Origin of the sequence: uncultured Roseovarius sp., assembly GCF_913054395.1 — a bacterium.
In the GTDB taxonomy this organism is placed as follows: domain Bacteria; phylum Pseudomonadota; class Alphaproteobacteria; order Rhodobacterales; family Rhodobacteraceae; genus Roseovarius.
This window is the reverse complement of the sequence record NZ_CAJXIP010000095.1, coordinates 1-13521: the sequence shown is the minus strand read 5'-3', so window position 1 is coordinate 13521 and position 13521 is coordinate 1. Positions and strand designations below refer to the sequence as shown.

14 protein-coding genes are annotated in these 13521 nt (G+C 62.1%); 4 read left to right on the top strand and 10 right to left on the bottom strand.

The genetic code is table 11. The features are described from left to right. From QZ522_RS13060 to proS, 5 genes are all read right to left on the bottom strand, one after another. Nucleotides 1-476, bottom strand: a 476-nt coding sequence (locus QZ522_RS13060) for an Ldh family oxidoreductase (RefSeq protein ID WP_294612232.1), incomplete at its 3' end; no start/stop codon positions are given. 107 nt (nt 477-583) lie between these two features. Further along, nucleotides 584-1270 (bottom strand): ABC transporter ATP-binding protein, encoded by a 687-nt coding sequence (locus QZ522_RS13055; RefSeq protein WP_294612229.1) that lies wholly within the window; start codon nt 1268-1270, stop codon nt 584-586. Then, nucleotides 1263-2552, bottom strand: a complete 1290-nt coding sequence (locus tag QZ522_RS13050) for a lipoprotein-releasing ABC transporter permease subunit (protein ID WP_294612226.1) — start codon at nt 2550-2552, stop codon at nt 1263-1265. Before QZ522_RS13050 ends, QZ522_RS13055 begins: the two co-directional genes overlap by 8 nt. 102 nt (nt 2553-2654) lie before the next feature. Further along, nucleotides 2655-3209, bottom strand: coding sequence for a peroxiredoxin (locus tag QZ522_RS13045; protein ID WP_294612223.1), 555 nt, complete (start codon nt 3207-3209; stop codon nt 2655-2657). After that, a complete protein-coding gene (gene proS / locus QZ522_RS13040) occupies nt 3206-4561 on the bottom strand; it encodes a proline--tRNA ligase (RefSeq protein WP_294612221.1) in 1356 nt (451 codons plus the stop codon). The genes QZ522_RS13045 and proS overlap by 4 nt, the downstream gene beginning before the upstream one ends. 147 nt (nt 4562-4708) lie before the next feature. Between proS and QZ522_RS13035 the strand changes: the two genes are divergently transcribed. From QZ522_RS13035 to QZ522_RS13020, 4 genes are read left to right on the top strand one after another with little or no spacing between them, the layout of a single operon-like run. Then, entirely contained in the window at nt 4709-5776 is a 1068-nt protein-coding gene (locus QZ522_RS13035; RefSeq protein WP_294612218.1) for an AI-2E family transporter, read from the top strand. After that, on the top strand, nt 5776-6450 hold the full coding sequence (locus QZ522_RS13030) for a DnaA/Hda family protein (protein WP_294612215.1): 675 nt from the start codon (nt 5776-5778) through the stop codon (nt 6448-6450). Before QZ522_RS13035 ends, QZ522_RS13030 begins: the two co-directional genes overlap by 1 nt. A 49-nt stretch (nt 6451-6499) precedes the next feature. Further along, nucleotides 6500-8674, top strand: coding sequence for an RNA degradosome polyphosphate kinase (locus QZ522_RS13025; RefSeq protein ID WP_294612212.1), 2175 nt, complete (start codon nt 6500-6502; stop codon nt 8672-8674). A gap of 51 nt (nt 8675-8725) precedes the next feature. Continuing rightward, a complete protein-coding gene (locus QZ522_RS13020) occupies nt 8726-10270 on the top strand; it encodes a Ppx/GppA family phosphatase (RefSeq protein ID WP_294612209.1) in 1545 nt (514 codons plus the stop codon). Here QZ522_RS13020 and QZ522_RS13015 read toward each other — a convergent pair. The 5 genes from QZ522_RS13015 to QZ522_RS12995 all read right to left on the bottom strand — a co-directional run. Beyond that, on the bottom strand, nt 10267-10650 hold the full coding sequence (locus tag QZ522_RS13015; RefSeq protein ID WP_365353724.1) for a hypothetical protein: 384 nt from the start codon (nt 10648-10650) through the stop codon (nt 10267-10269). The genes QZ522_RS13020 and QZ522_RS13015 overlap by 4 nt on opposite strands. Nucleotides 10651-10680: 30 nt before the next feature. Then, a complete protein-coding gene (locus tag QZ522_RS13010) occupies nt 10681-11712 on the bottom strand; it encodes an endonuclease/exonuclease/phosphatase family protein (protein ID WP_294612206.1) in 1032 nt (343 codons plus the stop codon). After that, nucleotides 11693-12403, bottom strand: coding sequence for a molecular chaperone DjiA (locus QZ522_RS13005; protein ID WP_294612203.1), 711 nt, complete (start codon nt 12401-12403; stop codon nt 11693-11695). The genes QZ522_RS13010 and QZ522_RS13005 overlap by 20 nt, the downstream gene beginning before the upstream one ends. Nucleotides 12404-12446: 43 nt before the next feature. After that, nucleotides 12447-12926: a GNAT family N-acetyltransferase gene (locus tag QZ522_RS13000; protein WP_294612199.1), complete on the bottom strand. Its 480-nt coding sequence runs from the start codon at nt 12924-12926 to the stop codon at nt 12447-12449. Further along, nucleotides 12923-13521, bottom strand: a 599-nt coding sequence (locus QZ522_RS12995) for a VOC family protein (protein WP_294612196.1), incomplete at its 5' end; no start/stop codon positions are given. The genes QZ522_RS12995 and QZ522_RS13000, both read right to left, overlap by 4 nt.

Here is a 13521-nt window from a genome sequence, read left to right as displayed (position 1 = left end):
GGATTGGTGCCGATCACCCGGCTCTTGCCCCCCGGCGGCGCCACGATGGGCGAGGCATTGGTCATCCCCAGCCCGACAAGCCCGCGCTTGGCGATCTTCTCGGTGAAGAACCCAAGGCTCGTGCAGGTATGCGCATGCCCAACCGCAAGACTTGCCACACCACAGCTGCGCGCCGCCTCGACGGCCCGGTCAAGCGCGCGGGAAAATGCGGGCTGGGCAAAGCCGAACTTTGCATCAACCACCACCGCACCGGGCCTGGGCTGGCTCACAACCGGCTCGACATCCCCCCTGACGCGCCCGGTTTTCAACTGCTGGCAATAGCTTTCAAGGTAATAGAGACCGCAAATCCGGTTGCCGACGCTTTCCGCCTTGCGCACAGCATAAGCCACCTCGCCCGCAATCCATTCGGCCGCGCCATGGCGCATCAGCGCCGCTTTGCTTTGTGCGTCGATCTCGTCCAGTGATACCTTTGCCATGCGGTCTCCGTTCTATTTGCGTGCAATGTTTCCACAATGCACAGGCAGGTCCATTTAATTTCGCCCAAGAGGATCACGCAGGGTGGGTGAAACCGACACCCGTTCGCTCACCCCTCTTCAACCAGACGCCCCTGATCAAGGCGCAAGACCCGGTCCATTTTCGCCGCCAACTCAAGGTTATGCGTGGCAATCAGCGCCGCGAGGCCAGTGTCGCGCACCAGCCCCTCAAGTGCCGCAAACACCTGATCCGCCGTGCCGGGATCGAGATTGCCGGTCGGCTCATCGGCCAAAAGAACGCTGGGGCTGTTGGCCAGTGCCCGACAGAACGCCACCCGCTGTTGCTCGCCGCCCGACATCGCCGAAGGGCGGTGCCCGGCGCGCGCACCAACTCCGACCTGATCCAAAAGAACGCGGGCGCGGGCCTCGGCGGTCCTGCGCGCCACGCCATCCGCAAGCTGCGGCAAAACGATATTTTCAAGCGCGGTGAACTCGGGCAGCAGGTGATGGAACTGATAGACAAACCCCACCTCCTGACGGCGCAGCGCCGTGCGCCGCCGATCGCTCAGCCCGGTCATATCCTCGCCCGCGATATCCACACGCCCCGCATCGGCGGTGTCCAATAGCCCGGCAATATGCAACAGAGTCGATTTCCCGGCGCCCGACGGCGCCACAAGCGCCACCATCTCGCCGCGTGCCAGCGCCAGATCGGCCCCCGCCAGTACCCGCACCTCGCCGGTCTGCCCCTTGTTATAGGTCTTTTCGACGCCATTCAGGCGCAGCATCACCTCACTCATAGCGCAGCGCCTCCACCGGGTTCATCCGCGCCGCGCGCCGCGCCGGAAAGATCGTCACCACGAAGGACAGCCCAAGCGACAGCGACACCGCCGACATCACGTCACCAAACTGCAACTTGGCCGGCAAATGGTAAATCCCGCGGATCGACGGATCCCAGACCTGCCCGCCCATCAGCACATTCACGAAACTGAAAATCGGGTCGATATAGAGTGCAAAAAGACAGCCCAGAACCACCCCCATCGCCGTGCCGATCAACCCGGTAAACGCCCCGCAGATGAAAAACACCCGCAGGACCGATCCTTCGGTCAGGCCCATCGTGCGCAAGATCCCGATATCGCGGCCCTTGTTCTTGACCAGCATGATTAAGCCGCTGGTGATGTTCATCGCCGCAATCAGCACAAGAATCGACAGGATGATGAACATCACGTTGTCCTCGACCTCCAGCGCGCGCAGGAACGAGCCGCTGGCATCCTGCCAGGTCCAAACCAACGCCCGTTCGCCCGCCGCGCGCAACAGCGGCAGGGCAAGCGTATCCACAGCCTCGGGCTCGCTCACCATCACCTCAAGTTCATCGGCGCGCCCCTCGCGGTTGAAAAAGCTCTGCGCCTCGTCAAACGGCAAATAGACCCGCACCCGGTCGATGTCATAGCGCCCGGCAGAGAAGATATAGGTCACGTCATAGGCATTGATCCGCGGGCTGGTGCCGAAGGCGGTCTTGACGCCATTGGGCGAGATAAGCTTGATCCGGTCGCCAAGTCCGACGCCAAGCTCCTGCGCCACGCCAGACCCAATGGCGATGCCCTGCGCAAAATTTGCGATATCGCCCCGGCTGGTCTCGGGATCGGCGACGCGCGGAATGCTGCGCAGGTCATCCGGCGCGATCCCGAACACCTGCACCCCGGCGTTTCTTTCGCGGGCATTGGCCATCACCTGCCCCTTGATAAGCGGCGCGGCGCGGATCACCCCCGGCACCCGGCGCACACGCTCGGCCATCGCCTCGTAATCCTGCAAGGTACGGTCGATCCGCCCGCTCTGCGCATCGACCTCGCCGGAGTTGTAGACCGTCACATGCGCGTTCGCACCAAGGATCGTGTCGACAAATTCCGCCCGAAACCCGGATCGCACCGCCAGCGTCGCGATAAGCGCAAACACCGCCAGGGTGATGCCGACAAGGCTGATCCAAGTCATCACGCTGACACCGCCCTCGGCCCGCTTGGCACGCAGATAGCGCCAGGCGATCATCCATTCAAACGGGGCAAAGGGGGCGGGCGTTCTGGCCATTCTGACACCTTGGTAAACCTGCGCGGACAGTGCGTTTTGTACCCGCTCGCGTCAAGGCCAAGCCCCGCCAAACCCGGCAAGGCTTTGCCCGTTTACGCGCCGCTATGCGTCACTGCCCTGCGCGCGCAGCCAATCACAGACCTCGCCCGCATTGGCCTCGGGCAAAAAGACCGGGTAAAAATGGCGTTCGATCACACCGTTGCGCACAATCAAGGTCAGACGGCGCAGCAATGTCTCGCCCGCCACCTCCATGCGCGGCAGGTTAAGCGCATTGGCAAGCCGCAACCCCGCATCCGACACAAGCGCGAACGGCAAATGCATCCGCGCCACCGCCTCGCGCTGCCAGTCGGTGTCTTGTGTTGACAGGCCGAACACATGATCCACGCCAAGTGCGCGTAAATCGGCGTGGTGATCACGAAACGCACAGCTTTGCGGCGTACAGCCCTTGGCGCCCGGGATCATGTGCCAATCCGCCGGGGCCGGCACATCCGGACGCCCGGTCTTGGGATAGGCATAGATCACCACAAGCCCCGTAAGGGCCGCAAAATCAACCTCTTGCCCGTCTGTGGCGGGCAAGGTCAGCAACGGCATCGCCATCCCGGTCAGATGATCGGCGCCGCCGTCATCCACCGGCATTGGCAAATCGGCTTCGCTCACAGGCTCGGCCGCAGCACATGCCCCGCGTAGATTTGCGCCAGCTTTGCGATCGCCTGTTCGGGCGGCAGCTCTTCGCTTTCGCCGGTGCGGCGGCTGGTCAGTTCGACCACACCGTTCTTAAGGCCGCGCGGCCCCACCGTGATCCGCCAGGGCAGGCCGATCAGGTCCATCGTCGCAAATTTGCCGCCTGCCCGCTCGTCCCGGTCGTCATAAAGCGGCTCAAGGCCAATCGCGTTGAGCGAGGCATAGATCGCCTCACAGGCGGCGTCGGCCTCGGCATCGCCCTGCTTGAGGTTCACGATACCCGCGTGATAGGGCGTCACGCCCTCGGGCCAGATGATGCCCTTGTCGTCATGGCTCGCCTCGATGATCGCGCCGACAAGACGGCTTACGCCGATGCCATGGCTGCCCATATGAACCGGCACGGACTTGCCATCAGGGCCTTGTACGGTTGCGCCCATCGGCTCTGAATACTTGGTGCCAAAGTAAAAGATCTGGCCCACTTCGATGCCACGGCTGGTCTTGCGGCGCTCTTCGGGAATGGCGTTAAAGGCCGCCTCGTCGTGGGTCTCGTCGGTGCGCGCATAGGGCGTGGTCCATTCCTTGACGATCTCCGCGCACTCGTCCCAGTTATTATAATTCACGTCGCGCCCGCCAAGGCGCAAATCGGTGATTGCGCTGTCATAAAACACTTCGGACTCGCCGGTATCGGCCAGCACCAGGAATTCATGCGTGTCATCACCGCCGATCGGACCGCTATCGGCGCGCATCGGGATCGCCTGAAGGCCCATCCGCTCGTAGGTGCGCAGATAGCTGACCATGTGCCGGTTATAGGCGTGAAGCGCGTCCTCTTTGGTCAGGTCAAAGTTATAGCCGTCCTTCATGAAAAACTCGCGGCCACGCATCACGCCAAAACGCGGACGCACCTCGTCGCGGAACTTCCACTGGATATGATAGAGCGTCAGCGGCAGGTCCTTGTAGCTGCCGACATGGCTGCGGAAGATATCGGTGATCAGCTCTTCATTTGTCGGCCCGTAAAGCATGTCGCGGCCATGCCGGTCAGTGATCCGGAGCATTTCAGCGCCGTAATCGTCATAACGACCGCTTTCGCGCCAAAGATCGGCCGATTGCAGCGTCGGCATCAGCATCGGGATATGGCCCGCACGCACCTGTTCCTCGTGCACGATATTCTCAAGCTTGCGCAGGATCTTGAAGCCAAGCGGCAGCCAGGAATAAATCCCGGCCGTCGCCTGTTTGATCATCCCTGCCCGCAACATCAGGCGGTGCGAGGCAATCTGTGCCTCAGAAGGGGTTTCCTTGAGCACGGGCAGAAAATAACGGGACAGGCGCATGTTGGACCTCTGGCAAAGGATATTTGCCCCCGTTTATGGCTTTGCGGCGGTCCAGACAAGGGAGGATCACGCTTTCGCCCGCCGCCCCCTTGAAACCGCGGACTGCATGGGCAATGTGAAGGGGCGAAAGAGCAAAAGGCGCATCAGATGGCATTGCCGGTCAAGGAACAGCTTAAATACTGGGGGATCGCGGCGGCGGCCTTTCTTGTGACGCTGTGGTTTCTGGGCGATGTGATCCTGCCCTTCGTGATCGGCGGGGCAATTGCCTATTTCCTCGATCCGGTGGCAGACCGGCTGGAGGGGATGGGCCTAAGCCGGGCGGCATCGGCGGTCGTCATCTCGTTGGCGGCGCTTTTGATCTTCGTGATCATGGCACTTCTGGTGATCCCCTTGCTGGTGGAACAGGCGGTTGCGCTCTTCAATATCGCGCCGCAACTGGCGCGTGACCTTCAGGGGTTCCTGTCCGATCACTTCCCGTCGATTTTCCAACCTGAATCCACCCTGCACAAAACCCTCTTGTCGCTTGGCGAAACCATCCGAGAGCGCGGCGGCCAGGTACTTCAGACCCTGCTGAATTCCGCGGCCTCGCTGATTGATCTGGTACTTCTGATTGTGATCGTTCCGGTGGTGGCCTTCTATCTGCTTTACGACTGGGATCACCTTATCGCCAAGATCGACGGGCTGTTGCCGCGCGACCACGCGCCGGTGATCCGCGACCTTGCCAGCCAGATCGACCGCACGCTCGCCAGCTTTATTCGCGGCATGGGCACGGTCTGTCTTGTGCTGGGCACATTTTACGCCATCGCGCTGATGCTTGTGGGACTGCAATTCGGGCTTGTCGTGGGGGCGTTTGCCGGTCTGATCACCTTCATTCCCTATGTCGGCTCGATCGTCGGCGGTGTTCTGGCCGTCGGGCTGGCGCTGTTCCAGTTCTGGGGGGACTGGCTTAGTATCGGGCTGGTCGCGGCGATTTTTGTCTCGGGTCAGGTGATCGAAGGCAATGTCCTGACGCCCAAGCTGGTCGGCTCTTCGGTCGGCCTGCATCCGGTCTGGCTTATTTTTGCGCTGTCGGCCTTTGGCACGCTGTTCGGCTTTGTCGGCATGCTGGTCGCGGTTCCGGTCGCCGCCTCACTTGGGGTGATCACCCGATTTGGCACCGAACAATACAAGGACAGCCGTCTTTATCGCGGGCTGGACGGGCAGGATAAAGGCTGATGGCTGAGCAGCTAAGCTTTGATCTGCCCGTGCGCGCCGCTCTCGGGCGCGATGATTTCTTTGTCGCCCCGGCCAATGCGCAGGCCGTGGCGATGATCGAGGACTGGCAGGGATGGCCGTCTCGCAAACTGGTGCTTGCAGGGCCTCCGGGGGCCGGCAAGACGCATCTTGCGCATGTCTGGGCCGCCCTGAGCGGCGCCACGATCATCGACGCGGCTGACCTTGCAGGGGCCGATATCGCAGGGCTCGCCACCGGCCCGGTGGTGGTCGAGGATGCCGATCGGATCGCGGGCAGCCCCCCCGGCGAAGAGGCGCTTTTCCATCTGCACAACCTGACCCTCGCCGAGGGGCATTCCCTGTTGCTCACGGCGCAGAGCGCGCCGAACTTCTGGCCCCTCGCCCTGCCCGATCTGGCAAGCCGGATGCAGGCCACGACGCTGGCAAATCTGCGCGCACCGGATGATACGCTTCTGGCGGCCCTGTTGATGAAGCTCTTTGCCGACAGGCAATTGTCCCCCAGCCCCGAGGCCCTGCCGTATCTTGCACGCCGCATGGACCGTTCGTTCGATGCGGCCCGTCGGCTTGTGGCGAACCTTGATGAAACCGCGCTTTCGCAGGGGCGCCCGATCACCCGCGCGATGGCCGCAAAGGTGCTGGACAATATGTCCGAATAACGCCACCCTGCGTCACCTTTCCGTTACACAGCAACGCCATAAGGCCGCCATGACAAACGCTGATTTTCTCAAATCCCCGATGCCCGACCCGGTTGATTTCCCGGACCTCGATATCACTGGACCGGGGCGGTTTTACAACCGCGAGCTAAGCTGGCTCGGCTTTAACTGGCGCGTTCTGGAAGAGGCCAAAAACCAGCGCGTTCCTCTGCTTGAACGCCTGCGGTTCCTGTCGATTTCGGCCACCAATCTGGACGAGTTCTACAATGTCCGCGTGGCAGGCCTTCGCGAATTGGCGCAGGCGGGCAACGTGACCCCTGCCGCCGACGGGCTTACCCCCGCCGAACAGCTTGTGCTGATCAACGAAGACGCCCGCAAACTGTTGGATGCGCAGCAGGACACCTATGAAACCCTGCGCCGGGAGATGGAAAGCGAAGACATCTCGATCCTCGACAACGCAAGCCTGACGGAGGACGACAAGGCGTTTCTGGACGATATCTTCCTGCACAGGGTGTTCCCGGTCCTGTCGCCTCTGGCCATCGACCCGGCGCACCCCTTTCCCTTCATCCCGAACCTTGGCTATTCCCTCGCCCTCCAGATGGAGCGGAAATCAGACAAGCGCCCGCTACAGGCGCTGTTGCCGATTCCGCAGCAGATTGACCGCTTTGTCACCCTGCCCGCCCCCGAGGGCACGTTTCGCGTGCTGCCGCTTGAAGAGTTGCTGCTACTGCATCTGCACAGCCTTTTTCCGGGCTACAGATACAAGGGTCATTGCGCATTTCGTGTGCTGCGCGACAGCGATCTCGAAGTCGAGGAAGAGGCCGAAGACCTTGTGCGCGAGTTCGAGGTCGCCCTGAAACGGCGCCGTCGCGGCGAGGTGGTGCGCCTCAAGATTTCGGCCGATGCGCCCGCTGCGCTGCGCGAAGTGATCATGGAAGAATTGCACGTCACCCCCGAAGAGGTGGTCGAGGTGAATGGCATGATCGGGCTGGCCGACCTCAAGGAACTTGTGCTTGAGGCGCGCGCCGATCTGTTGTGGCCGCCCTTTGCGCCGCGCGTGCCCGAACGGGTGCAGGACCACGACGGCGACATGTTTGCCGCGATCCGCCAGAAGGACATGCTGCTGCATCACCCCTATGAGACTTTCGACATGGTGGTGCGGTTTCTGGCCCAGGCGGCGCGCGACCCGGATGTGGTGGCGATCAAGCAGACGCTCTATCGCACCTCGCGCAACTCGCCCATCGTCGAGGCGCTCTGCGAGGCCGCCGAGGATGGCAAGTCGGTCACCGCGCTGGTTGAGCTGAAGGCGCGGTTCGACGAGGCCGCCAACATCCGCCAGTCGCGCCGCCTTGAACGTGCGGGCGCGCATGTGGTGTACGGTTTTCTCGACCTCAAGACCCACGCCAAGATCTCGATCGTGGTGCGCCGCGAAGGCGAAAACCTTGTGACCTACACCCATTTCGGCACCGGAAATTATCACCCGATCACCGCCAAGATCTATACCGACCTGTCGTTCTTCACCTGCGATGTCACCCTTGGGCGCGATGCCACCAAGGTGTTCAACTATCTCTCGGGCTATGCCCAGCCCGACAGCCTTGAAAATCTTGCGATCTCACCGATCACCCTAAAACCCCGCCTGCTCGAGATGATCGCCGCCGAGGCCGGTCATGTTGCCCAGGGCAAGCCGGGCGCGATCTGGGCCAAGATGAACGCCCTGATCGACCCCGACGTGATCGACGCGCTTTACGCCGCCTCGCAGGCGGGCGTGCAGATCGACCTGGTGGTCCGCGGCATCTGTGGCTTGCGCCCCGGCATCAAGGGGCTGTCGGAAAACATCCGCGTCAAGTCGATCATCGGGCGGTTCCTGGAACATTCCCGCATCGTCTGTTTCGGCAATGGCCACGGCCTGCCATCGAAAAAGGCGCGGGTCTTCATAAGTTCGGCCGACTGGATGGGGCGCAACCTCGTGCGCCGGGTCGAAACCCTGGTCGAGATCGAAAACCCCACCGTCAAGGCCCAGATCGTCAGCCAGGTGATGGCCGCCAATATGGCCGATGTCGCGCAAAGCTGGGTCATGGCCGCCGATGGAAGCTTTGCCCGCACCGTCAAACCGGAAGGCGAATTTGCCTTTAACTGCCACCGCTTCTTCATGGAAAACCCCTCGCTTTCGGGGCGCGGGTCCGCCGGGGCATCGGATGTGCCCAAACTTACCCATACGGACGATTGACCAGGATGCCCCCCATGCCGCATAGAGAGTATACACCGCAACGGGGTGAACATGGACGGCACTAGCGATCCTGTGGAACTTGACGGCGGCCCGTTTGGCCGCCCCCTGTTTGACAAGCCCTCTGCGCGCGCATTGGCGCGTGTCGGTGTGGTCGATGTCGGATCGAACTCTGTCCGCCTTGTGGTGTTTGACGGCGCCGCACGCAGCCCGGCCTATTTCTACAACGAGAAAATCATGTGTGCGCTTGGGGCCGGCATGGCCGATACCGGGCGGCTTAACCCGGAGGGGCGCGCGCGCGCGCTTGAGGCGCTCAAGCGGTTTCAGCTTTTGGCCGATGGCATGGGCACCGGCCCGCTTGTGACGGTCGCCACCGCTGCGGTGCGTGACGCCGAGGATGGCCCCGAATTCTGTGCCGAAGTTCTGGCCGAAACCGGCCTGAAACTCTGGGTGATCGACGGGCGCGAAGAAGCCCGGCTTTCGGCGCAGGGTGTGCTTCTGGGCTGGCCCGGCGCTTACGGACTTGTCTGCGACATCGGCGGCTCGTCAATGGAACTGGCCGAGATCGACGCAGGCACCGTCGGCGCGCGGGTCTCATCGCCGCTAGGGCCGCTGAAGCTTCGCGATATCAAAGGCGGCAAAAAGGCCCGCAAGGTGCACATCAAGGACACCCTGACCGCGATGCAGGCCGAGCTTGGCGAACAACGCAACCGGCTTTTCCTGGTCGGCGGCTCGTGGCGGGCGATTGCCAAGATCGACATGGCCCGGCGCAGCTATCCGCTGCATGTGCTGCATGAATACCGCATGACCCCGGCCGCCGTGCGCGAGACGATCAAGTACATCGCCCAAAACGATCTTGAAACCCTGCGCACGCAATCGGGGGTATCCGCGGCGCGGATCGCGCTTGTGCCACATGCCGCCGAGGTGCTGCACGAAATCCTCAAGACTTTCCGCCCGCGTGACATCGCGGTGTCAAGCTATGGCATCCGCGAGGGGCTTTTGTACGAACAGATGCCCCAGCAATTGCGCGACCGCGATCCGCTGATCGAGGCCTGCCGCTTTGCCGAGCACAAGGACGCGCGCGTTCCGGGGTTTGGCAAGGTGATCTATCACTTCATCCAGCCGCTGTTCAGAAACGCGCCGCCAGAGCGCCGACGCCTTATTCGCGCGGCATGCCTTTTGCATGACGTCAGCTGGCGCGCGCATCCCGATTACCGTGCCGAAGTCTGTTTTGACAATTCGACCCGCGCCAACCTTGGCGGGCTGAAGCATTCCGAGCGGGTCTATCTGGGACTGGCGCTTTTGCACCGCTATTCCAACAAGCGAGACAGCAGCCGCTTTACCAATCTTGACCCCCTCTTGCCCGAGCGTGACCATCAGGAGGCCGAAGTGCTTGGCAAGGCGATGCGCTTCGCCGCGATGCTCTGGCTCAAGAAAAACGCGAGACTTGGCGAAATCCGCTGGTTTCCGAAAAAGAAAGTGCTTGAACTGCGCCTTTCATCCGAGGCTGCCCCGCTCTTTGGCGAAGTGGCACAGGCACGGTTTGACTCGCTGGCGGCATCCTTATCGGCAACCGCCGTTGTCAAGAACCCGCGTTAAAGCTCGATCTCGCCCTCGGGCAGCGGCTCGATCTCTTGCGGGGTCTTGCGGCGGATGATGATATCGCCATTGGGCAGGACCTCAGGCGCGTGATAGGCGCTAAGATCGCCGACCTTGCCCATCAATTCGCTAAGCGCCGGGCCCATTTCCTCGACGAACTGGCGCAGGGCCGGTTCCATATCTTCGGTCATGCCGCGCAGGTCATCCAGCGCCGGGCCCATCTCGCGCTGAATGCCCTCAAGGAACAGTCGCGCGCCCTCTTCCATAAGCGAGCGCCCGGCCTCTTCTTCCTCTGCGTCTTGCGCCGAAAGGGGGTGCACACTGAGGGCCGTCAGGAAAACGGCCGTAAGGATCGGGCGTATCTGTTTCATGATTGGCATATAAGCACATCCCGCCGGTTTTTTAAGAGATCACAGATCAATATCAAGCGTCACCGGAAAATGGTCCGATGCCGTCAGAAGCGCGGTGCACAAATCGGGCATATGCCAGCAATCCGGATCATCGAACGGATGCCAAATACGCCAGACCGGCGTGCGCTCCATAAGATCGGGCGAAATCAGGATATAATCCAGCAGCGCCTGCAAATAGCGTTTCTCATTGGTCAGATAGAACCGCGAGGTGCTATGCACCTCGCCGACCCGCAGGGTCAGGGCGCTGTGGGCGTGGGGGTCATACAGCAACAAACCGGTTTCGCTGCCCTCGCCCATGATGATCTCGACCGACGAGCGCCCGAACAGATGCTCATAGTCATCAAGCCCAGGACCATCGTTGAGATCGCCCAGCACGATAAGCGGCTCCGCGTCGCTTAGGTGGGTCTCGATCCGCTGGCGCAGCCAGACCGCCTGGGCCAATTGCTTGCGGCGATTGGCAATCGACATGCGCATCGCCTCGTCACGACTGCGCGCGCCATGCGGCGCCTTGGATTTCAGATGCGCGCCGATCATGCGCAATTTGCGCCCGCCCACCGTGGTGACCGCCACCTCAAGCGGCGGCTTGGAAAAGCGCACCTGATCGGCCGTATCGTCAATATCAAGGTCAATCCGGAGCACGCTGTCAAACCGCGGCGCCTCGTCACTGCCTTTCTGGGGGATAATCTCACCCTTCGGGTCGTGCTCGGCGGCCATGACATCCGGATCATACAAAAGCGCAATTTCCTGCTGGGTGTCATTGCCAAATCCGACCAAAGCCTTGCGCGCCCGAAGCTTCATGACGCTTGCAAAATTCTCAAGCGCGGTCACGGTGGTGCGCCGTCCGTTATGATCGGGGGCCTCGATCACCATCACCGCATCGGCATCCATCGCGGTAAAGACGATGCCGATCGCCGCCAGTTGATCCGAGCGCGTCACATCATAGCGCGCCGACCATTGATCGTCATCGAGCAGATTCCCCGCATCATCGAAAAGCGCGTTGAACCATTCCACATTATAGGTGGCGATCCGCATCCGCGCCCCCTTCGCTCATTTCGCCCTGAATTTCCTCCCAGGCATGATTGATATCGACAAGCCGCTTTTCCGCCAGCTTGATCGCCTCTTGCGGCAATCCGTGCGCCATCATCTTGTCGGGGTGGCTGTCGCGGACCTTCTGACGCCAGGCCTTGCGGATCTGATCAAGCGTCATACCCTCGCTGACCCCCAGAATCGAATAGGGATCGGGCCGCGCCTCGGGCACAAATCGCGCCCTGAGCGCGCGAAAGTCACTGTCTTTCACGCCGAAAATGCCCGCCACCCGCGCGAGGAACGCATCCTCCTTGGGGTGATAGACCCCATCGGCCATGGCGATATGAAACAGCCCCTCAAGCAAGACGCAAAGCGTGCCTGGCTCGCCTTGAAACATCCTCTGGATACGGGCGGCATAATCCTCGAACCCCGCCACATCCTGACGGGCCAGGTTGAACACACGCGCCGCGCCTGCCTCGTCCTCGGGGGCGATCTGAAAGACCTCACGAAACGCGGTCACCTCGTCGCGGGTGACCAGGCCATCGGCCTTGGCCATCTTCGCCGAGAGGGCAATCACCGCAATCGTAAAGCCGACGCTACGTTCCGGCGCGGTGCGCAGGCGGTCGAAAACCGCACCAAGACCCTCGCCGCCGGCAAGGGCCGCCAGGGCCTCGGTGATGCGGGTCCAGATCGACATGATACAAGACTATCGGCTTTCAGGGGGCTTGTCAGCGCCACACTCACAGAAGTTTCTGCAAAAGCACAAGGTCCATCCAGCGCCCGAATTTGCGGCCCACCTCGGGCATGCGCCCCACCTCGGAAAACCCGATTGAACGGTGAAAGGCAATCGCGCCAGTGTTTTCGCCGCTTACCCCCGCCACCAGTGCATGAACCCCCTGTCCCCGTGCCACCTCTTCCAGCCGCGTCATCAGCGCCCGGCCCGCGCCACGCCCGCGTGCGCGCGTGTCAAGGATGATGGTATGCTCGCCGGTATGCACATAACCCGGCCCCGAACGGAAGGCACCGAAACTCGCAAAACCCAGGATCGCGCCAGCCTGCTCAGCCACAAGAAACGCCTCGCCACGGGTCACGATGTCCCTGCCCACACCCGCTTGCGTCTTCTCCTCGGTGGTGAAGGTGACCGATGTCTCGCGAATAAGCGGGTTCCAGATCGCAAGGATCGCCTCGATGTCGCCCGATCGGGCCTGACGGGTAATCATCCCAAGACCCTGACCCCGGTCGGCGTCGCAATCTCTGCGCGCAAGCCCGCGACACCGGGCTCGAACACCACCCGCCTGTCGTCGAGCACATCGCGAAGCGCGCCCTCAAGCGCCGCTGCCTGCGGGTGGCTGACCACCAACCGTTCCAAGCGGGCCCCCGACGGGACAAGCCGCGCACTTGGATGCGCACTGCCCGCCCATTCTATCAGGGCCGGGAAAAGATTGTCATAGGGCAAGGCCCCATCCTCCGGCACCGCCATCTGCCAGCGCAAATCCCCCCGACTCAGTGTCACAGGCCGCCCCGCCTCGGGATACTGCGCCACCAGCCCCGCAAGATCATCCACCTGGCAAATCCAGTTGTTCAACCTCGGTGCGCCGCTGAAGCGATCAAGATCAAACCAACGCGGACAGGCAGGCGCCTCGGCCACCGGATCAATCGCGATCACCTCGAGGTAAAAACCATCCTCCAGCCCCATCAAAAGATTATGGGTGCCAAAATGCGCATGACTGCCACCGGTCTGAAGGCGCAATCCAAGCCTCTCCTCAACCCAGGCCCTGCCGATCTCAAGGCTTTCGGCGGCCACCGCCAGGTGAT